General features: G+C 63.0%; 15 protein-coding genes. 8 read left to right on the top strand and 7 right to left on the bottom strand.

All coding sequences use genetic code 11. The features are described 5' to 3' along the window. The first annotated feature begins 29 nt into the window (after nt 1-29). Nucleotides 30-2,096: a transketolase gene (gene tkt, locus G7B67_RS02740; protein ID WP_166207430.1), complete on the top strand. Its 2,067-nt coding sequence runs from the start codon at nt 30-32 to the stop codon at nt 2,094-2,096. After that, entirely contained in the window at nt 2,093-2,320 is a 228-nt protein-coding gene (locus tag G7B67_RS02735; RefSeq protein WP_166207427.1) for a hypervirulence associated TUDOR domain-containing protein, read from the top strand. Before tkt ends, G7B67_RS02735 begins: the two co-directional genes overlap by 4 nt. Nucleotides 2,321-2,404: 84 nt before the next feature. Here G7B67_RS02735 and G7B67_RS02730 read toward each other — a convergent pair whose 3' ends face one another. The 7 genes from G7B67_RS02730 to G7B67_RS02700 all read right to left on the bottom strand — a co-directional run bounded on the left by G7B67_RS02730 (nt 2,405) and on the right by G7B67_RS02700 (nt 7,205). After that, nucleotides 2,405-3,670 carry an SLC13 family permease gene (locus tag G7B67_RS02730; protein ID WP_166207424.1) on the bottom strand — a complete coding sequence of 422 codons (1,266 nt, stop codon included), beginning with the start codon at nt 3,668-3,670 and terminating at the stop codon, nt 2,405-2,407. A gap of 211 nt (nt 3,671-3,881) precedes the next feature. Next, a complete protein-coding gene (gene gnd / locus G7B67_RS02725; protein WP_166207421.1) occupies nt 3,882-4,787 on the bottom strand; it encodes a phosphogluconate dehydrogenase (NAD(+)-dependent, decarboxylating) in 906 nt (301 codons plus the stop codon). Between the two features lie 134 nt (nt 4,788-4,921). Then, the gene (locus tag G7B67_RS02720; RefSeq protein WP_166207418.1) at nt 4,922-5,107 is read right to left on the bottom strand and encodes a hypothetical protein; all 186 of its coding nucleotides are present in this window, start codon (nt 5,105-5,107) and stop codon (nt 4,922-4,924) included. Then, nucleotides 5,104-5,661, bottom strand: a complete 558-nt coding sequence (locus G7B67_RS02715; protein ID WP_166207415.1) for a hypothetical protein — start codon at nt 5,659-5,661, stop codon at nt 5,104-5,106. Before G7B67_RS02715 ends, G7B67_RS02720 begins: the two co-directional genes overlap by 4 nt. Before the next feature lie 25 nt (nt 5,662-5,686). Continuing rightward, nucleotides 5,687-6,712, bottom strand: coding sequence for a cation diffusion facilitator family transporter (locus G7B67_RS02710; RefSeq protein WP_166207412.1), 1,026 nt, complete (start codon nt 6,710-6,712; stop codon nt 5,687-5,689). Next, a complete protein-coding gene (locus tag G7B67_RS02705; RefSeq protein WP_166206912.1) occupies nt 6,640-6,855 on the bottom strand; it encodes a hypothetical protein in 216 nt (71 codons plus the stop codon). Before G7B67_RS02705 ends, G7B67_RS02710 begins: the two co-directional genes overlap by 73 nt. Continuing rightward, entirely contained in the window at nt 6,852-7,205 is a 354-nt protein-coding gene (locus G7B67_RS02700) for a thioredoxin family protein (RefSeq protein ID WP_166207409.1), read from the bottom strand. Before G7B67_RS02700 ends, G7B67_RS02705 begins: the two co-directional genes overlap by 4 nt. Nucleotides 7,206-7,666: 461 nt before the next feature. On the opposite strand from G7B67_RS02700, the gene G7B67_RS02695 reads away from it, so the two are divergent. From G7B67_RS02695 to G7B67_RS02670, 6 genes are all read left to right on the top strand, one after another. Further along, nucleotides 7,667-9,670 carry a TOL_0244 family TonB-dependent receptor gene (locus G7B67_RS02695; RefSeq protein WP_166207406.1) on the top strand — a complete coding sequence of 668 codons (2,004 nt, stop codon included), beginning with the start codon at nt 7,667-7,669 and terminating at the stop codon, nt 9,668-9,670. Nucleotides 9,671-9,708: 38 nt separating this feature from the next. After that, complete coding sequence (locus tag G7B67_RS02690; RefSeq protein WP_166207403.1) at nt 9,709-10,254, top strand: TOL_0243 family YfiR-like periplasmic protein; 546 nt, start codon at nt 9,709-9,711, stop codon at nt 10,252-10,254. Then, nucleotides 10,251-13,058 (top strand): sensor histidine kinase, YfiR-like protein-associated, encoded by a 2,808-nt coding sequence (locus G7B67_RS02685; protein ID WP_166207400.1) that lies wholly within the window; start codon nt 10,251-10,253, stop codon nt 13,056-13,058. Before G7B67_RS02690 ends, G7B67_RS02685 begins: the two co-directional genes overlap by 4 nt. Further along, nucleotides 13,045-14,262, top strand: a complete 1,218-nt coding sequence (locus G7B67_RS02680) for an EAL domain-containing response regulator (protein ID WP_166207397.1) — start codon at nt 13,045-13,047, stop codon at nt 14,260-14,262. Before G7B67_RS02685 ends, G7B67_RS02680 begins: the two co-directional genes overlap by 14 nt. Nucleotides 14,263-15,763: 1,501 nt before the next feature. After that, complete coding sequence (locus tag G7B67_RS02675; RefSeq protein WP_166207394.1) at nt 15,764-16,288, top strand: hypothetical protein; 525 nt, start codon at nt 15,764-15,766, stop codon at nt 16,286-16,288. A 420-nt stretch (nt 16,289-16,708) separates the two neighbouring features. Then, complete coding sequence (locus G7B67_RS02670; RefSeq protein ID WP_166207392.1) at nt 16,709-20,314, top strand: SIR2 family NAD-dependent protein deacylase; 3,606 nt, start codon at nt 16,709-16,711, stop codon at nt 20,312-20,314. The last annotated feature ends 91 nt before the right edge of the window (nt 20,315-20,405 follow it).

Below are 20,405 nucleotides of genomic sequence, written 5' to 3'. Positions count from 1 at the left end.
AGCCATACAACCAATCGCCGGGAGGCTCCATGTCCGCACAACTCGACCAGCGCTGCATCGACACGATGCGCTTTCTCGCGGTGGACGCGGTGCAGAAGGCCAACAGCGGCCATCCGGGCCTGCCGCTGGGCGCGATGCCGATGGCGTACGTGCTGTGGGATCGCTTCCTGCGGCACAGTCCAAGCAACCCCGGCTGGACCAACCGCGACCGTTTCGTGCTGTCGGCCGGACACGGCTCGATGCTGCTCTACGCGCTGCTGTACATGACCGGCTACGACCTGTCGCTGGACGACATCAAGCAGTTCCGCCAATGGGGCAGCCGGACGCCGGGACATCCGGAGCGTGGCCATACGCCCGGCGTCGAGGTCACCACCGGGCCGCTGGGGCAGGGCGTCGGCAATGCCGTCGGCATGGCCATCGCCGAGGCGCAACTGGCGGCGCGTTACAACACGCCGAACCACACCGTCATCGACCATCGCACGTGGGTGCTGGCCAGCGATGGCGACCTGATGGAAGGCGTGGCGTCCGAGGCGGCGTCGCTGGCCGGCCATCTCAAGCTCGGCAAGTTGAACGTGCTGTACGACGACAATTACGTGACGCTGGCGGCGGGCACGGACATCACCTTCACCGAGGATCGCGCCGCGCGTTTCGCCGCCTATGGCTGGCACATCGTGCATGTCGACGACGGCAACGACCTGGAGGCGATCGACGCCGCGCTGCAGGCCGCACAGGACGAGACCACGCGTCCTTCGCTCATCCTGGTGCGCACGCATATCGGGTACGGCTCGCCGGAACAGGACAGTTTCGAAGCCCACGGCTCACCGCTGGGCGTGGACAACGTGCGCAGGACCAAGCAGCACTACGGCTGGCCAGTGGAACCGGACTTCATCGTGCCGGACGATGCGCTGGCGCACATGCGCAAGGCCGTGGACCGCGGCATCGCGCTCGAGCAGCAGTGGAACGACCGCTTCTCGGGATATGCGCAGGCCAACCGATCGCTGGCGGCCGAACTCGAGCGGAGCCTGCATGGCGCGCTCCCCGAAGGCTGGGACGGCGATATCCCGGTGTTCCCGGCCGATGCCAAGGGCATGGCGACGCGCGAGGCGTCCGGCAAGGTGATGAATGCGATCGCGCCCAACCTGCCGACGCTCACAGGCGGCTCGGCCGACCTCGACACATCGACCAAGACCGCGCTCAAGGGCTTCGGCGATTTCAATCCCCCGTTGCAGGCAGGACAGGATCCACAGGGATCGGATGCGGGGGGCTGGAGCCACGCCGGGCGCAACATCCATTTCGGCGTCCGCGAGCATGCGATGGGCGCGATCGCCAATGGCATGGCGGCGCACGCCGGCTGCATCCCCTATACCGCGACGTTCCTGATCTTCTCCGACTACATGCGCCCGCCGATGCGGCTGGCGGCGTTGTCGAAACTGCACGTCATCAACGTGTTCACCCACGACAGCATCGCGGTCGGGGAGGACGGGCCCACGCACGAACCGATCGAGCAGCTGGCCGGGTTGCGTGCGATACCCAACCTGGTCGTGATCCGCCCGGGCGACGCCAACGAAACGGCGGTCGCCTGGCGCGTGGCACTGGAGACGCGCGGGACGCCGGTGACGCTGGTGTTGTCGCGGCAGGCGATGCCGACGCTGGATCGCGGCACGTTCGCCGCCGCCGACGGCCTGCGTCACGGTGCCTACGTCCTCGACGACGGCGACGCGGATCCGGCGGTGATCCTGATCGCGTCCGGGTCAGAGGTGCACCTGGTGGTGGATGCGGCCGCGCGCCTGCGCGAAACCGGCTTGGCGGTGCGCTGCGTATCGATGCCCAGCTGGGAGTTGTTCGACGCCCAGCCGCAGGACTACCGCGACAGCGTGCTGCCGCCCACGATCCGTGCGCGCCTGGCGGTGGAAGCCGGTGCCACCCAGGGCTGGTGGCGCTACGTCGGCGACAGTGGCGATGTGCTCGGCATCGATCATTTCGGCGCATCGGCCCCAGGCGGGACCAACCTGCGCGAATTCGGATTCACCGTCGACGAGGTCTGCCGCCGCGCACAGGCGGTGCTGTCCTCGGCCACGGCATCGGCGCGGCGATGAGCACGCGGTCGGGCGATTCGCAATTCAAGGTCGGCGACCACGTCCGCTGGAATTCGGAAGCCGGCCATGTCAGCGGCCACATCATCAAGGTCCATACGCGCGACTTCGACTACAAGGGCCACACCCATCGCGCGAGCAAGGACGACCCGCAGTACGAGATCAAGAGCGACAAGAGCGACCATATCGCCGCCCACAAGGGATCGGCGCTGCGGCTTGTTGATTGAGGCCGGAGCTTGCCGCTGCAGCCGCTCCTACAGGAGCTTGCTCTTCGTGGGAACGCCTCCAGGCCCGCGCGCTCCGACGCCAGATCAACCCGCCTGCAGCCACAATCCAGCCAGCGCCGCCAGCAGCGCCAACGGCATCACCAGCGCGCCGCGACGCAGGAACTGCCATGCCGTGACGTCCTCGCCTTCGCGACGGATGGCCGTGAGCCAGAGGATGGTTGCCAGTGAGCCGGTGACCGACAGGTTCGGCCCGAGATCGATCGCGATGGCGATCGCGCCGCGCACCACGGGGTCGACCTGCGTTGCGTTGACCGCCGTGCCCGCGACCAGCCCCATCGGCAGGTTGTTGACCAGGTTGCACGCGAGCGCCAAGCCGATGCCGGCACCCCAGGCCGCCGCGGCCGTGGAGGCGTCGGCCGCGGACTGCAACAGCCGGGCAAGCCCGCTGACGGCGCCTGTCTGCTGCAATCCCTGCACGAGGACGAACAATCCAGCGACCAGGGGCAGCACCCCCCAGGACACATGGCGCAGCGTGGCCCAGGGCGCCTCGCGCTTGGCGAACAGCACGACCGCCGCGACGACGGAGGTGGCGAGCAGCGTGGGCGGGCCGAGCGCCACGCCATGGAAGGACGCGAGGAGCAACGCGATGGCGACCAGCGCGATGCCGTAGCCGGTGAGCGCGCCGCTACGGGACAGCGTGGGGATCTCGATCCCGGAATCGATCGGGCGGCACAGGTGGCCGTGCTCCAGTCGACGGTGCATCGCGAACGTCGCCACCACCGCCAGCAGCGAGGGCAACGTGAATTGGCCCAGCCACTGCAGCAGCGGCGGCATGTGCGTGCCGAAAATGACCAGGTTGGCGGGGTTGGAAATCGGCAGCACGAAGCTGGCGGCGTTGGCGATGAAGGCGCAGGCGAACAGGTAGGGCAGGGCATCGGCCTTCGCCCTGCGCGCCACGGCGTACACGGCCGGCGTGAGCACCACGGCGGTGGCGTCGTTGGACATGAACACCGTCACCAGCGTGCCGATCGCGTAGGTCAGCAGGAACAACCGCCGCGGCGAGCCCGCGGCAAGCTCCACCGCGTGCGCGGCGAGGAAATCGAACAGGCCTTCGCGTCGCGCAAGTTCCGACAGCAGCATCATCCCGGCCAGGAACAGATACACGTCCAGGCCCCTGCCAACCGCGATGCCCGCATTGCGCCATGACACCAGCCCCGCCAGCACCAACGCCGCGGCCCCTGCCACCGCCCAGACCGCCTCATGCATCCGCCAGGGGCGCAGGATCACGCCCGTCACCGCGGACGCGGCGACAGTCCACGTCGCGAGATGGGCAGCGTGGAAGGCAGTCATCCGGGTGTGGGTGCGCGAGGCATCGCGCAAGCATGTCATGCCGGCGAAAGAGAGTCGCTGCCCTGCGTGGCCGCGACTGTCTTTCGCAGGCGCGGCTTCAGCCACGAGCTCCCGGCCCGGTCGCGGCAACAAGGACCGAAAGCTCGCGGCTGGATGCGCTCCTACGAAGGGGCGGTCATCGAAGATGAACCGGTCGTTCGATGACTACCGGTCATTCCTTGCGGATGGGATGCCCGCCGAACTCGTTGCGCATCGCCGCCAGCAGCTTGTCGGCGAACGAATCGTTGTCGCGCGAGCGCAGCCGCGCCATCAGCGACAGCGCGATCACCGGCGCGGGCACGTCCAGATCGATGGCTTCCTGCAGCGTCCAGCGGCCTTCGCCCGAATCGGCCACCCAGGGCGCGATGCCGTCCATGGTCGGATTCTTTCCCAGGGCATCGGCCGTCAGGTCCAGCAGCCACGAGCGCACGACGCTGCCGGTGCGCCAGATCTCCGCGACCTGGTGCAGGTCGAGCTGGAAGTTCTGCTTGTGCTGCAGGATCGAGAATCCTTCGGCATAGGCCTGCATCAGCCCGTATTCGATGCCGTTGTGGACCATCTTGGTGAAATGTCCCGAACCGACCGGGCCGACCCGGCCCCAGCCGGCGTCCGGCGCCGGCGCCAGGGTTTCGAAGATCGGCCGCAGTCGTGCGACGACGGCTTCGTCGCCACCAACCATCAGGCTGTAGCCTTCCTCCAGCCCCCAGACGCCGCCGCTGGTGCCGGCGTCGACGTAGGCGATGCCCTTGGGCGCAAGCTGCGCCGCGCGACGCAGCGTGTCCTTGTAGTTGGAATTGCCGCCGTCGATCAGCGTGTCGCCGGACGCCAGCAGCCCGGACAGGCTCTCGACCGTGCTGTCGGTGATCGCGCCGGCCGGGACCATCATCCACACCGCACGCGGTGCCGGCAGCGCGGCGACCAGCGCCTGCAGCGAGTCGGCAGAGCCGCCGCCATCGTCTTCGAGCGCCTTGCGCGGTTCGGGTTTGGGATCGAAACCCACGACCGTATGCCCGCCCCGCAGCAGCCTGCGCGCCATGTTGGCGCCCATCCGGCCCAAGCCCACCATGCCAAGTTCCATGCTGCCTCCGTCGTGATGCTCCAGTGCGCATGATGCACCCCTGGCCATGACGTGGCAGTGACCCGCCGCCTCGCTGGAAGCGCCGCAAAAAAGCCCCGGACGGATCCGGGGCAAGGAGGGAAGGGAGCCTGGCTTCAATACGTCAGCAGGTAGAACTTGAACGCGCAGGGCTTGGCCTTGATCACCGAAGCCCCGTTGTTGAGTGCGTCGAGGTTGTTCTTCACCGTCTCCTGGTCGGTGCGCAGCTGCCTTGACGCGGTGGTGTTGCAGGTCGTGCCGCAGACGCCGTTGGACAGCAGCGTGTTGGCGGTGGTGATCATCTGGCGATCGTGCCGCCGAACGGCTTGTAGAAGTTGTTCGGATTGACGCAACCGGCTTCGACATCCATGCGCATGGCCGCCAGTTGCGCCGACAGCATGTACGCCATGTTGGTCGCGGTGGCTCCCAGCAGCCAGTTGCGGAACGTCGTGTAGTTGGTGTCCTGCGCGTTGGCCAGGTTGAGGTAGAAGTTTCCACCGTTGGCGGTGCGCAGGTTGAGCGCGTCGAGGATCCCGAACTCGTAGTTCATCCCGGTGGCGCCATCGGCGAGCTTGAGTTTTCCGTTCGGGTTGCTCCAGAGCCCGAGTGTCCGGCCGCCGCTGCCGCAAGTGCAGTAATTACCGAAGTCGACTTCGGTGGTCTGGTTGGCGTCGAGAACCAGCCCGGTCACCGGATTCTCCGGCGCGTTGAGGGTGGACACGCCATTGATGATGGATGCCGACTGGTGCCACGTGCCGCCTGCCGTGCCCTCGGTGACGGCGTACGGATTGCCGGCAACGTCCAACCCATGCCAGGCGCCAGGCGCCAGGCTGAAATCAATGAATGGCCGCTGCAAACCCACGGGTCCCCTGCGATCGCCTTCAGGCGTCCCTCGCGTCCGCCGTCCGCTTGTTCCAGACCTCGCGTGTCTGCGGCTTCACGAACAGGATCGACACGCTGGGATGCCGCTGCTTGATCGCGCATTCGATCCGGTTGATGCACGCCTCGATCTGCGTGGTGTCCAGTGCATCGTGGAATTCGGCGCTGAGTGCGGCGACGACTTCATCCGGGCCCATGTGGACGGTCAATACGCCGTTGGCCGAGCGTATCGCGGGATCCTCGCCGGCGATCTGCAGGATGTCGTCGCGCACACGCGGGTTGGCCGACTCGCCGATGAGCAGGCCCTTGGTCTCGCGCGCCAGCAGCAGCGATGAGACCGCAAGCACGACGCCGATGGCGATCGACGCCACGCCATCGAGCCGGGGCATCGCGAACCACTGCGCCGCGCCGATGCCGACCAGCGCGATCATCAGCCCGATCAGCGCAGCGCTGTCTTCGAACAGCACGGTGAACGTGGTGGGGTCCTTGCTGCGGCGGAAAGCCTGGAAGTAGCCCAGCTCGCCCTTGTTGCTGCGGAACTCGCGCAGCGCGATCACCCACGACACGCCCTCGAACACCAGCGACGCCCCCAGCACGATGTAGTTGACCAGCGGTCGCTCCATCGGATGCGGGTGCCGCACATGCAGCACGCCCTCGTAGATCGACACGCCGGCGCCGAGCGCGAACACCAGCAAGGCCACGATGAAAGCCCAGAAATACAGCTCGCGCCCATAACCGAACGGGTGGGTGCGGTCGGCCGGCTTGCCGGCCCGCGACATCCCGTGGAGCAGCAGCAGTTCGTTGGCGGTGTCCACCAGCGAGTGCACGCCTTCGCTGAGCATCGCCGAGCTGCCGGTGATCGCCGCGGCGGCGAGCTTGGTGGCGGCGATGGCGAGGTTGCCGCCAAGCGCGGCGTAGACGACCAGCCTGGCCTTGGACTTGCCGCCCTGGCGGGTCACGGCCGCCGGCTCACGCGCGTATCGACGCTGAGCCGCTGCCGTGGAAGCACACGTGCCTGGAGGTTGCATTGTGCCGTGGTCGATCCGCGGCCGTCCGACGGCACCCGCATATCGAAGTCGCGCAGGTGGGCATCGGCGGCGGCGCCCGGGACGTCGAGCGCATCGATGCCGTCCGCGACCAGCAATACACGTCTGCAGGCGCGACGCGTCATGGTGGCGTGTCGGTGGGTCGTGGCGCGGCATCGATGCCTGCGATGGCTGCCCGGATCGAGGCGGTGCCATCGGGCCGGACCAGGCGCGTGTGCTCGACGCCATCACGCAGGAACACCAGCGTCGGCCATAGTTTCACGTGGTAGGAGCGGCCCAATGGCTGCCCGCGTCCATCTTCGATCCGCAGATGGCGCACGTTGGGATGTTCGGCCAGCACGGTATCGATCGCGATGCGCGCGCCGGCGCAGAAGCCGCACCACGAGGCGCCGAATTCGAGGACGGCCGGGCCTTCGAATGCATCGACCTGCGCTCGCGTCGGGACATCGATGGCAGTTTGACCAGTGACGGGCATCGGGCTCTCCTGGCTGCTGCCGGAACATAACGGCTCCGGAGTGACGACGGGATGCGCAGCTGGGGCGGCAGGTGGAATCGCTCGCCATATCGGTCTTGCCGACGACGGAAGGCGGGCGCCGTCACGACTTGGATGCGACCCATCGCGCAACCTCGCGATCGGCACGCCACCGGAGCCCGCTGGCGTGACTTTTGACAGTGGTTTGGAGGTCGACCACCCGGGACCATTGACAGGTTTCGGGTGCCGCGGCGCCCGGGCCGACATGTGACGAAAGCATTGGCTGGACAAGCGGCGGATGCGGAGTTAAAAGAGATGAAGGGGGGGCAGGACGCCCGGGTTGCGGATGCCGTCTCGACGACATCGCAAGGCGATCGGTCGCAGACAGCAAGCCTCGACCGGCCCAGCAATGCCCGGGTTTCCGCAGGACGCTCGCGATCGAAGATCGCAGCGGAGGGAAACGAATGGATACGGACATCACGTTGCCCACGTCGGTGTTTTCGCCCCGCCGCCCGCAGTCGCGTGGCCAGCGGGTCGCCGGTCTCGCGCCACCGCTCGCCGGCGCCCTCGCGCTCGCAACCCTCCTCACCGCAGCCCCGGCGCATGCCGTCTCCATCGACGACCTGGGCCAGCTGTCGCTGGAGGAGCTCGGCAACATCCGCATCACATCGGTATCGAAGAAGCCCGAGCGGCTCGCCGATGCGGCCGCCTCCGTTTTCGTGATCACTGCCGATGACATCCGGCGCTCCGGCGCGCGCAGCCTGCCTGAAGTCCTGCGCCTGGCGCCGAACCTGCAGGTCGCGCAATCCAGCGGCTACGGCTACGCGATCTCCGCCCGCGGCATGAACGGCAACAACAACAGCGCGCCCAACAAGCTGCTGGTGCTCATCGATGGGCGCTCGGTCTATACGCCGTTGTTCGCGGGGGTGTTCTGGGATGCCCAGGACGTCGTGCTCGAGGACGTCGAACGCATCGAGGTGATCAGCGGTCCGGGCGGCACGCTCTGGGGCGTCAACGCCGTCAATGGCGTGATCAACATCATCACCCGGTCCGCGGCCGATACCCAGGGCTCGCTGCTGGCCGCATCGGCGGGCAGCCGACAGGCCGACGCCACGCTGCGGCACGGTGGCGCGTTGGGTGCAGGCGGCCATTACCGGGTCTACGGCAGGTATCTGGACCGAAGCAGCACTTCGAATGAAGCCGGCGACGGGATCGACGACGCCGGCACCCGCTCGCAGGCAGGCTTCCGCGCGGACTGGAGCCACGATGGCGATCAGCTGCGCCTGTCGGGGAACATCTACGACGCGCACGAAGAGCAACCCGCGCCTGGCCTGCTCAGCACCACGATCTCGGCGCCGCCGCTCGGCGATCTCGCGCTGTCCGGCGCCAACCTCACCAGCCGCTGGGATCGCCAGCTGGACCAGGGCGCCAGCCTGTCGCTGCAGGCGTACTACGACCGTACGCGTCGCGTCGCGCCGCCGTGGTTCAACGAGTCGCTGGATATCCTCGACCTGCAGTTCCAGCACGCGCTGCAGCCGCTGGGCGCGCATTCGCTGGTCTGGGGAGTGAACCTGCGCTACTCGCACGACCGGATCGACAACAGTCCCTATGTCGCGTTCCTGCCGCCCGACCTCCACCAGAAGTGGAACAGCCTGTTCGCGCAGGATGAAATGGCGCTGGGCAGCCGCGTGCGCGTCACCCTGGGCGCCCGGCTCGAGCACAACGACTACACGGGGTCGGAATTCCTGCCCAACGCGCGGATCGCCTGGACGCTGGCCGACAACCATCTGCTGTGGGCGGCGGCGTCGCGGACGGTGCGGGCACCGTCGCGCCTGGATGAAGACCTCTACGTTCCCGGTGCGCCGCCTTACCTGCTCGACGCCAGTTTCCACACGAGGTCGGAAGTCGCCAAGGTCTATGAACTGGGCTACCGGGGCCAGCCCACGCGGCGGTTGTCCGTGTCGACGACGGTGTTCCATACCGACTACGACGACCTGCATACGCAGGAAATCGATCCCAGCTTCACTTTCCTGACGTTCGGCAATGGCATGCGGGGACGCGCCAACGGGTTCGAAGCCTGGGGCGTGTTCCAGGCCACGGAGCGTTGGCGCCTGAGCGCCGGCTATACCGCGCTGCACGAGCGGTTGTGGTTGAAGCCTGGCAGCAACGACGTCGCCGCACCGCTGGCGGCAGGCGTGGATCCGTCGAATACCTGGCAGCTACGCTCGTCCTGGAACCTCGCGGCGACCAACCTCGACCTTGCCTTGCGGCACGTCGCTGCACTGCGGCGCGACGACGTGCCCGCCTACACGACGCTGGATGCGCGCGTGGGCTGGCAGTTGCAGCCGCAGGTCGAACTCTCCCTGGCCGCCACCAATCTCCTCGGCCGGCATGCGGAATATGGTGGCATGGCCACGCGTGTCGACATCGGTCCGGCCGTCAACGCCTCACTCGCATGGACTTTCTGACAACCACTGTCAATCGCGACGCAACGAGGGCCGGCTGGATGCTGGCCCTCGTCCTGCTGGTCGGGTTGCTCACGCTGCCGGCCGGGACGACGGCCGCGCACGCCGGATCCGCGCAGGGTTCCGAAGCGATCAAGGCGGCGTATCTCTACAAGTTCACCAACTACGTGCAATGGCCGGACGGTGCGTTCGCTGCCGCCGACAGTCCGATCGTCATCGGCGTGGCCGGCGATGACGACTTGGTGGGCGTGCTTGAGCGCATGACCGCGGGGAAGATGGTCAACGGCCGCAGCTTCCAGGTGCGCCAGGTCAACCCCGGCCTTCCGCTGTCCGGGGTGCACGTGCTGTACCTGGGCAACTTGGGCCGCAACGACCTGCGATCGGCCCTCGGGCAGGCGCAGGGCAAGCCGGTGCTGCTGGTGTCGGGGTCGCGGCGCGCCTGTGGCCCGGACTGCATGATCAACTTCGTGGTCGTCGATTCGCGCCTGCGGTTCCAGGTGGCATTGCAGCCGGCGGCCCGCAGCGGCCTGCATTTCAGCGCCCTGATGCTCACCGCGGCCTATTCCGTCGCGCGGGAGGGCCCATGAACCTGCGTCTGGGTTCGATCCGGGACAAGCTCCAGGCGATCGTGGTGTCCACCACGGTGGTGGCGCTGACGTTTGCGCTGGCCGGCAACATCGTCGGCAATGTCTGGTCGTTCCATCGCCAGCAGGTCGCCGACCTGCAGACGCAGGCGCAGCTGCTCGGCGGGATGACCGCGCCGGCGCTGATGTTCGACGATCCATCGCTTGCGCGCGGAAACCTCGAACTGTTCCGCGCCCGCCCGAACGTGCACGCGGCGGCGATCTACAACGCGCAGGGCAAGCTGTTCGCAACCTATGTCGCGCAGGGCCAGCCGGGCGCGTTCCCGATGTTGCCTGGCCGCGACCAGGCGCATGTACAGGGCACCGATATCGTCGTGTTCAAGCGGATCGTCCGCAACGGGGCTGCGATCGGCACGGTGTACCTGCGGCAGGGCAACGGCCTGATGACCACGGTGCTGGCCGACCTTGGCGTGGCCGTGCTGGTCGGGCTGTTCGCGCTGCTGATTGCCTTCCTGATGGTCCGTCGGATGGGCCGCTTCGTCACCAGCCCGATCGCGGCCGTGGCCGGCGCCGCGCGCAGGGTGATGGAGGAGGGCGACTATTCACGGCGGGTCGCAAAGACCAGCGAGGACGAAGTCGGGGAACTGGTCGAATCGTTCAACAACATGCTCGAGCAGATCCAGCGTCGCACGCACGAACTCGAGGCGTCCTACCAGGAGGTCAGCCGCGAGGCGCGGGAGCGCGAAGTCGCGCAGCAGGAAATCATGCGGCTCAACGAGAGCCTCGAGCACCGCGTGCAGTCGCGCACCGCGGAGCTGGAAGAATCCAATCGAGCGCTGAGCATCGCCAAGGCCGCGGCCGACGATGCCAACCGGGCCAAGTCGGCCTTCCTGGCGACGATGAGCCATGAGATCCGCACGCCCATGAACGGCGTGATCGGGATGATGGACGTCCTGCACCAGACGAGCCTGAGCGGCCAGCAGGTCGAGATGGTCGACCTGATCCGCGAGTCCGCGTTCTCGCTGCTCACCATCATCGACGACATCCTGGATTTCTCCAAGATCGAAGCCGGACGCCTGGACCTGGAGTCCGCGCCGATGCCGATCGCGGACGTCATCGAACACACCTGCAGCATGTTCGACCACCTGGCGCTGAAGAAGGACGTGGAGCTGACCGCATTCGTGGACCCGGCGCTGCCGAAGGTCGTGATCGGCGATGCGCTGCGCCTGCGACAGGTGCTGGCCAACCTGCTCAGCAATGCGATCAAGTTTTCCAGTGGCCGCGCGCTCCCGGGACGGGTGTCGCTGCGCGCGAACCTGCTCGAAGGCGGCGACGACCATGCCGTGCTCGGGATCTCGGTGGCCGACAACGGCATCGGCATCGACGAGGAAACACGCGGGCGCTTGTTCCACGCCTTCAGCCAGGCCGATAGTTCGACGACCCGCCGGTTCGGCGGCACCGGGCTCGGGCTGGCCATCTCGCGCCACCTCGTCGACCTGATGGGCGGCGAGATCCGGTTGCGGAGTACGCCCGACCAAGGCGCCACCTTCATGATCCGCCTGCCGCTGACGCTCACTGGCCACCGCGAGCCCGTCGCAGGCCCCGAAGCGGAGATCGCCGGCTTGCGCTGCCTGGTTGTCGGTGGCACCGCGGGCCTGGGACCAGATATCGCCACCTACCTGACGGCGGCCGGCGCGCAGGTCGAGCGGGTGGAAGACCCGAAAGCGTTGCCGCAGGTTGCCGCCGCCCTGGACTCCGGCCCCTGGGTCTGGATCCTGGATTCGGCGGCATCGACAACGTCCGTGGCTGAGCTCCGCGCGCTGGCGCATGGATTGCGGCGACTCGAAATACGGTTCCTCGACATCGGCCGTGGCCGCACGCGCGAACCCCAGCACATGGATGCCGACCTGGTGTCGATCGATGGCAACGTCATGACGCGTCGTCGCCTGCTGCGCGCGGTCGCCACCGCGGCGGGCAGGGTGCAGGAGGAAGTAAGGACGCCGGCGTCGCGCAGTCGCCTGGGTCACATCGATCCACCCAGCCACGATGAGGCCAGGCGCACCGGGCGCCTGATCCTGGTGGCCGAGGACAACGAGACCAACCGCGACGTGGTCCGACGGCAGCTGGCGCTGCTCGGGTATGCCGCCGACATCGAGGACAACGGCGTATCGGCGCTGGAGCGCTGGCAGGACGATGATTACGCCCTGCTGCTTACCGACCTGCACATGCCGCGCATGGATGGCTACGAACTGACGGCGGCGATCCGCGCCAGCGAGCGCCATGGGCGCCGCATGCCGATCATCGCCTTCACCGCCAACGCGCTGAAAGGCGAAGCCGAGCGCTGCCAGGCGGCGGGCATGGACGGTTACCTGACCAAGCCCCTGCAACTGGCCGAACTCAAGCGCGCGCTCGATCGTTGGCTGCTGACACGTACCAGCGGCCGGGCCGTCGACATCCAGGTCCTCGCCGGCCTCGTCGGCAACGATGCCGGCGTGCTGCGTGGCTTCCTGCTGGATTTCCAGCACGGCGCCGAGCGGATCGCGACTGCCCTGCGCGCGGCCTGCGTGCAGGGCGACGCGCACGAAGCCAGCGCGCAAGCCCACCAGCTCAAGTCCTCGGCCCGCACCATCGGTGCGCTGGCGCTGGGCGAGTTGTGTTCGCAGATCGAAGCCGCGGGTCGCGCGGAGAATTTCGACACCTTGGCGCTGCTGTTGCCGGCATTCGACCAGGAGTTCTCCGTCGTCAATGCATTCCTCGACGCCGCATGCGCGTCGGACGCATCGATCGCCGAGCATGTTGCTGGATAGGTCGTCCATCCGGGTGCTGGTACTGGACGACGAGCCCTTCATGCTCAAGCTGCTGGCGCACCTGCTGATCGAGCTGGGTTTTGCTCCGCCCCTCATCAGCGACAACGGCGACGACGCGCTGCGGCTGGCCGCGACGCCTGGCGCCGAGCCCGACCTGATCCTGCTGGATCTCAACATGCCGGGGATGGATGGCGTGGAGTTCGTGCGCAAGCTCGTCGAGCAGGGGTTCGGTGGCGAACTGATCCTGGTCAGCGGCGAGGACGAACGCATGCTGCACATGGCCGAGAAGCTGATCCGTGCGCACCGGGTGCCGCTGCTGGGCCATTTGAGGAAACCGTTCTCGCTGGCCGGCCTGTCGACCCTGCTGGAAAGATCCAGTCGCGGCGCGACGGTCGCCACGCCCGCGCGCAAGCGTTATCCGCCCGAACGCCTGCGCGAGGCGATCGAACGCGGCGAACTGGTCAACTACTACCAGCCCAAGGTGCAGGTCGACACCGGTGCGGTGTCCGGCGTGGAGACGCTCGTGCGCTGGCAACACCCTGTGGATGGCCTGGTGTTTCCCGATCAGTTCATCGGCCTGGCCGAAGAGCACGGCTTGATCGATGCGCTGACCCGCGCTGTCCTGCGCGCCGCCTTCGAGCAGTCGGCGGCATGGCGCGCGCAGGGGATCAACCTGCGCCTGGCCATCAACGTATCGATGGACAACCTGGCCTCGGTCGAATTCGTGGACTTCATCACCGACGCATCGGAAGCGACCGGCGTGGCGCCGTCGGACGTCGTGCTGGAAATCACCGAGAGCCGGCTGTTGCTCGACCAGCGCGCGCCACTGGAGGTCCTGGCGCGATTGCGGATGAAGCGCTATGGCTTGTCGATCGACGACTTTGGCACCGGCCATTCGTCGCTGAAGCTGCTGCGCGACATTCCGTTCGACGAGCTCAAGATCGACCGCAGTTTCGTCCACGACGCCTGGCACGATCCGACGGCGCGCGCGATCTACGACGCCAGCCTCGCGCTCGGCCAGCAGCTGAATATGGTCGTGGTCGCCGAAGGCGTCGAGGACCGCGACGACTGGGAACTGGTCAGGCGCAGCCGCTGCGACAAGGCGCAGGGCTACTTCATCGCGCGTCCCATGCCCGCCGCCGAGCTACCGGCCTGGATGGCCTCCTGGCGCGCGCGACTGCAGCGCTGGTCGAAAACCTCCTAGCGCAACGGCGCACAAACACAAAAAAAGCCGGACCTCGCGGGCCGGCTTCTTCTGTTGCATTGGTGGAGGTGGGCTCCCTCGCATGGTGCGCTGCAACGTCGTATTGGCGGGGCTTCTTTCTCTGCTCGCTAGTGCACCTACCGTCAGAGTTACCGTCGCTAGAGCGCATCTTGGTGGGGTCAGGCTGCGAGTCGATCGTTTTTGGGGTCAGGACTACGAGCGGAACCTTCTGCTAAACCTCGGTGAGCAGACTTACGACCTGTTCGCGTTGAGTTTCAAGAAGCGGATCGGCCAATTCTCGATCGTGAACGCCGAGGATGATCACACTATTGGCGCGATCGCAGCGAGGGCGTCGACTACGCCTCAGAAAAATATTACAGGCCATCGTGATAAGACCCGACTGTCATCGCTTTGGCATAGCGGCAATCTGCCCATCCGGAGCCTAGGCCACCACACCCGGCAGGGAGTCAGGTCGCATGGAGTCGAAGCAACGGCGCCCCGGCCCTCTTAGGAGCAAGTGATGGTTAGGACGATCATTTCGGTGGCCTCGGCATACGGAGGAAATGCATCAGGCACTATCGACGGCCTGGAATTTCGCTCGCAACTTTCACTGTACCCACTGGCCATGCTACGGCCGTTAGGGTGAGCGTTGGATGTGGGGCCGGGATCATCATGGGGTATCACGGCTAACACGCGAGCGAGATTCCATGAGCGATCACGCGCGAGGTCTATCACTATGAGCCTGGAAGCTCGTATTGCCATTAGCCAAATGGACTTCAACGATGCCCTTTGGTGCGCAGCCACAGCACAGGCGCATACGCAATCGACTATGGCTGATTGCGTAATTTTCCGTGCGTTGCTTACTTCCGCGATCGTGGCATACGCAAGGCCGTTCGTCAGTAACAGAGGTACAGAGCCGGTGAAGTGTTTGGAGTTCGCCGACTTGCCTGCATTGCGGCTCACGGATGCTGATAGGCAGCTACACGAGTATGTCGTCAAAACTCTGCGTCATAAGGTCATTGCGCACAGCGACAATGATGTGCGCCGCGCTACTAGGGTAGACGGGAAAGGATTCGGTGGCGAGCCGTGGCACACGTATCGGCAGGTCAACGTCTGGCGGCTTGTGACCCAAGTGGACTTGGGGTGTTTGGCAAATCTATGTGGAAAATTATTGATGGCATGTGCCGGGCTTACGTTCGAACCGTCTTGCGCGGAGTCGGCCGCCGAATTGCTGGCGCCTCGATCGATAGCCGTGCTGCCAGGTCTACCGGGGGACGTTCGAGACCTCTAGGCTTGGGTCCAATGACTATAAGTTCGAGGGTATCTACCCCCAGAAGAGCTCGAAAGATAAGAGGAAAGGCCGCTGTTGCTTACCCTCTTGATTGGTCACCTCCCCACTGAGTCGAGTTCTGCCTGCAGTTGTGAATGGGCGTACGCGCGCTCCCTAGAATCGATGTACCGCGGGATAGTTCAATTCGTTTGCATTTGGACCGCCATAGCCGTGACCTACGACATTGCCGCGCTCACCAGAATGCATCGAGCTTGCCTCGATGGCATGGCGAAGCACTTTAAGAAATTCTTTCTAGAGATTAGCTACGACACAAAGCTGCCAACTCAAGTGCGCCTGCAAGTCATCCGATCGCCTAGCGACCTCTCCAGCATTCTTGCAGGACCTGGCTTCTACTGCATTGCCACAACCTTGCCAATCTCCTACAACAGATGCACCCTGAGGCTAGGAGCACAGCAAGCACCGGTTGTGTACCGAGGTCACTCCCACACCGTGCGAGAGCGAATCGAAAGCCATCTCTTTTGCGATGCCTACAAAAAAAGGGACTCGGGCAGGCGGTTCACTGTGTGTATGAAACTAGATGGGAAGAACATCAATATCGACTCCATTGATTTCTCAAAGTACGAATGGTTGGTGGCGACACACAGCATGCCTAAGAGCAAGGTGCTGATACGCGAGGCAGCTGAGCTTGGATTCGACGCAGTCTTCGAGAGGCCAATTGGAAGCAATAGAGAGTGACAGTGGGCAATTTAGCTCAGTCAAGGGGCGGGTAGAGCACATATTAGTGCTGGTCCCAAGCCTGGTGAGGGTGACCGGGCACTGTTTGCCTACAACCTTCGGTCGGCAAGCTAGCGCCAGGGCAATCGCTGCCATGTGCATTTGGTCGCGCTCTAGTTGTGGAGCTTCATCGACAAAAATCTAGCCTTTGAGCGAGTGGCATGCGCGCCATCTGCAATTTGTTGGCAACTGTCGAAAAAGATTCGCCTCGATGTGGTCTTGAGATTAGTCACCTATCAACGTTGCTGTGAAGCATCGCTTGAACAACAAATTATCCTGCGGCCTGACCATATTTGGCATGTAGCGCCAGCGGCAAGGCGGATGGTTGGACAATCACGAGCCAGCTGACATCCTTTTTAGCTAACAGGAGTGGATTGCGACATGCCAACGACGGTGGCGTTACACGAAACAAAGACGATAACTGCGCTTCCAGATTATCCAGCTTTGGAAAAGCTCGCAGCTGCGCTTTGGCGAGACGACAATGCTTTCCACGGCGCCGCGGTGATGGTTGGGGCCGGATTTAGCAGAGGTGCGGCTACGACCGGTGATAGCAATAGCAGGCTTCCACTGTGGAGTGACCTGTCAGGCGCTTTGGCAAAGGATTTAGGCGCAGATAGCAGGGCTGATCCACTGCGTCTTGCTGAGGAGTACTGCGCATATTTTGGCAGGCCGGCCCTCTACGACCTCATCAAGAAGGAAATGAACGACGTTGCTTGGTCGCCAGGTACGCTGCACAAAACCCTTCTTGAGTTGCCTTGGTCTGATGTGCTGACCACAAACTGGGACACCTTGCTGGAACGTGCTTCAAATGACGTGAACAAGCCCGTCTACAACATCGTTACCAGGCAAGAGGACCTTTCCAGCGCGTGTTCGCCGCGCATCGTCAAGCTTCACGGCACCGTTAACCTGACCGAGGAGTTGGTATTCACCCAAGAGGACTATAGAAAGTATCGGCAAAAACAGGCTGCATTCGTCAACTTTGCTCGCCAAGTGTTCATTGAAAATGAATTATGCCTGGTAGGGTTTTCCGGAGATGATCCAAACTTTCTGCAGTGGGCAGGTTGGGTGCGCGATCAATTGGACGCGAGTGCTCGGCGCATCTATCTCGTTGGCGCGCTCAAGCTGACAGCAGCGAAGCGAAAATACTTAGATTCCATCAACGTTGTACCTATCGACCTAGGTGAGCTAGTAGATGAGTTTGACGAAGATACAAAGCATACCCGGGCATTGGAGTTCTTCCTAAGTGCCTTAAAGAGCTTAAAGCCAAGGCGATCGTGGGAGTGGTGTCCCAGTGACCTTCATAGATCGATCTTGACTACTAAGGAACTAGATTCGCGCTCAGCGGATCCTGGCCACGCGGCAGCGAGGCTTGAAGACAAGTTGCCTGCACTTGAAGCAGATCGTATGTCCTACCCAGGCTGGCTGGTCTGCCCTGTTGAATTGCGTTGGAAGCTGCAAAATCAAATCAGTGATCCTTTCCCGGCCGCGGCATATCTCTCCGCAATGTCGCGGGATAGCCGAGCGAAAATGCTTTATGAAATCGCTTGGCGGCAGAAGGTGACTTATCAGGCCACCCCAATGTGGCTTGCTGAGGAGCTTTTAACGTTGTGTGATCCTTCCAAAGCTTGCATCCTCTCAATCAAACAGCAGCTTGAGCTTGCGTTGCTATTGTTGAAGAACGAGCGTTGGTCTGACGATCCCAGGTCGATACTTATCGCAGACACTGCCAAGGAGATATTGAAAGCAAATGTCAAGCATTGGCCGAACAGCTCCAACGAAGTCGCATACCACATGGCCATCCTTGCTCGAGACAGTCTCGATTACGCAGGTTTGGGTTCTTTGGCCGAAAAAATTGCGGAACCAGATCCCGTCTGGAAGTTACGGAAGGGGGCGCTTCTGGCGGAACTTGGAAGATTCCAAGAAGGGCAAGACCTGATAACTGCGGCTTATCGGCAGCTGTTGGGTCAGCACCGGAATGATCGAAATTCCATTTTTGTTCTTTCTCGTCTTGCTTGGGCGCATTGGTTGGTACGGGGCGTTGACGCGCTGACGCCGGGGAATGGCCTCGAACCGTTCCCATCAATCTACAACGATCAAAAATGCAACCCGTTCGACCAAATCGACCACCTCCGTAGACGAATCTCAGAGGCGTTAGATAAACAGCAAAAGCGTAATGAAATTGAGCCGCTGTTTGAGCCTGGGCATTACAAGGACAACTCGAACGCAGTGACGTTTAGTAACGAGTTGCATCCACTATTGTTGCTCGATGGCATATCTAACGACGTCGGAATCCCATTGCGTTGGCACCATTTGAGCCTGCTTGTCGAACCAGCCTGCCAGCTGGTGGAAATAGATGACCTCGATAACACTTCTCGAATTGCACTCGCCGTTCGCGCGGCAAACAGCGACGATTCAAGTGTTCTTCGAAGGATGTTTGCTAGGACAAAGATGGCGTCTCTCACTGAATTCGAATCTGACAGCTTGCTAAATCAGTGCCTCAGTGCAGTTAATTATTGGGCTACGGAATGCACGAAGGGAAAGGGAGAGGCAAGAGGTTTTGCAATTGAAAGGCTGCGAGTATGTCTTGAAGTACTAGCGCGCGCCTCAGTTCGTGCAACGCCAGAAAAATCTAAGGAGCTGTTCAGATCGGCGGTAAACCTCGGCAAAAATCCCGCTCTGCATCACTTCTGGCTGTTCGATGCGCTAGGTCATCTGCTTAAGTACGCACTTGAAGGTGTTCCGCAAGACCAACAGCAGGAGCTACTTACGGATTCTTTGTCGTTTCCTCTTCAGTCTGAATTGGGGCTGGACGACCATGACAGATGGCCTAATCCGGTTATCAGATTTCCAGGCGAAAGAATGACAAGTACAAAGTTGAGCCGCCGAATTGGCGAAATTATCGATCAAACCACCACTCGCTCCTCAAAACGAGGCGCTGCGTTAATGCGACTTTTACCCTTGCATGAAAGCGAATTTCTATCCGGTGACGAACAACGTGATATTGCGGTCAACCTGTGGGGTCATCAGCCAGACTATAGAGAGGTGCCAGCAACTGGGCTGTTTGCCAATGCGCTGCTAGCTCTGCCATCGCAGGATGTAGCAGCTGTAAAGGAAACTGTTAGTAGATATTTGTTCGACATTCCTGATCAAACCCTATTTTCTCGCGATCGGCTAGCAGAAATAGCAAATGCGGCGCAGATGCAGAAGTCAGTAACGCGCCCCGATGGCAGCCAAGCAATAAATTATTTCGACCGACTTGTTGCATGGCGAGCCAAGGAAGATAGAGACCCGTTTGGCTTTGTTGAGCGGGAGCAAAGAGAAAGAAGTCAATTGATTGAACAAGTGCTCGCATGGTCCGTTGTTCCAGCACTACCTATTTCTTGCTTTACGGAAGAGAATTTTCAAAAACTGCAGTCCTTTTGCAATCATGCCAATTCAGGGGAATGCGTAGAGGCATTCGTTTACTTTGCGGTTGCACATGAACACTTTTCCAAGAGAGTCGAGGCGATAGTTAGGCGAGGGCTACTTAGGCATAACGCAAATCAAGTCGCTTCATCATCCCATGCGCTGTTGAAGTGGAGCGAGCTGGCGGCATCGCCAACAACTGCTCGATTGATTTCGAGAATGATTTACCTGCTTGGATCAGCCACGGCGGCTGGTCTGCCAGCGTTGCTTTGGACAGCCAATGAAATGTTAAAAAAAGGGTTTCTGTCTTCGGATGATGTCAGCTCGCTCATCGAGACCGTACCCATAATTTTCGACAGCTCAGATTATGGAAACGTCGCTCCAGGCAGCAAAAAAGCAATCAGTGTCTCTCTCTTGCGCTCAGCATGTGCCAAGCTTGCTGGAGGGCTTCTTAGGGCAAGCAGCGACAGCAACGACAGCAGGGACAGGGATGCGCTTACCCGAATCTTAGAAGAGGCGCGCAAAGACCCACTTCCGGAAGTAAGATTTGCCACGAGGCTCTCTGGAGCTAAAACCCGCTAGCCGGAATTGCCCCTGGAATTCTCTTGCGGGGGGAGTCGGAGACCTACAGCAGCTCCGCGCAAGAAAATCGGCTCGGCTTCGGCGTATTCCT

It is taken from the genome of Cognatiluteimonas telluris (genome assembly GCF_011320095.1).
In the GTDB taxonomy this organism is placed as follows: Bacteria; Pseudomonadota; Gammaproteobacteria; order Xanthomonadales; family Xanthomonadaceae; genus Cognatiluteimonas; species Cognatiluteimonas telluris.
Note: the sequence above shows the minus strand (reverse complement) of the source record. Positions and strands in the feature narration are given on the sequence as shown.

What these genes read in the sequence shown, in the direction of transcription:
- tkt (WP_166207430.1), top strand. Translation starts at nt 30, where the DNA reads ATGTCCGCACAACTCGACCAGCGCTGCATCGACACGATGCGCTTTCTC.
- G7B67_RS02735 (WP_166207427.1), top strand. Translation starts at nt 2,093, where the DNA reads ATGAGCACGCGGTCGGGCGATTCGCAATTCAAGGTCGGCGACCACGTC.
- G7B67_RS02730 (WP_166207424.1), bottom strand. Translation starts at nt 3,670, where the DNA reads ATGACTGCCTTCCACGCTGCCCATCTCGCGACGTGGACTGTCGCCGCG.
- gnd (WP_166207421.1), bottom strand. Translation starts at nt 4,787, where the DNA reads ATGGAACTTGGCATGGTGGGCTTGGGCCGGATGGGCGCCAACATGGCG.
- G7B67_RS02720 (WP_166207418.1), bottom strand. Translation starts at nt 5,107, where the DNA reads ATGATCACCACCGCCAACACGCTGCTGTCCAACGGCGTCTGCGGCACG.
- G7B67_RS02710 (WP_166207412.1), bottom strand. Translation starts at nt 6,712, where the DNA reads ATGCAACCTCCAGGCACGTGTGCTTCCACGGCAGCGGCTCAGCGTCGA.
- G7B67_RS02705 (WP_166206912.1), bottom strand. Translation starts at nt 6,855, where the DNA reads ATGACGCGTCGCGCCTGCAGACGTGTATTGCTGGTCGCGGACGGCATC.
- G7B67_RS02700 (WP_166207409.1), bottom strand. Translation starts at nt 7,205, where the DNA reads ATGCCCGTCACTGGTCAAACTGCCATCGATGTCCCGACGCGAGCGCAG.
- G7B67_RS02695 (WP_166207406.1), top strand. Translation starts at nt 7,667, where the DNA reads ATGGATACGGACATCACGTTGCCCACGTCGGTGTTTTCGCCCCGCCGC.
- G7B67_RS02690 (WP_166207403.1), top strand. Translation starts at nt 9,709, where the DNA reads ATGCTGGCCCTCGTCCTGCTGGTCGGGTTGCTCACGCTGCCGGCCGGG.
- G7B67_RS02685 (WP_166207400.1), top strand. Translation starts at nt 10,251, where the DNA reads ATGAACCTGCGTCTGGGTTCGATCCGGGACAAGCTCCAGGCGATCGTG.
- G7B67_RS02680 (WP_166207397.1), top strand. Translation starts at nt 13,045, where the DNA reads ATGTTGCTGGATAGGTCGTCCATCCGGGTGCTGGTACTGGACGACGAG.
- G7B67_RS02670 (WP_166207392.1), top strand. Translation starts at nt 16,709, where the DNA reads ATGCCAACGACGGTGGCGTTACACGAAACAAAGACGATAACTGCGCTT.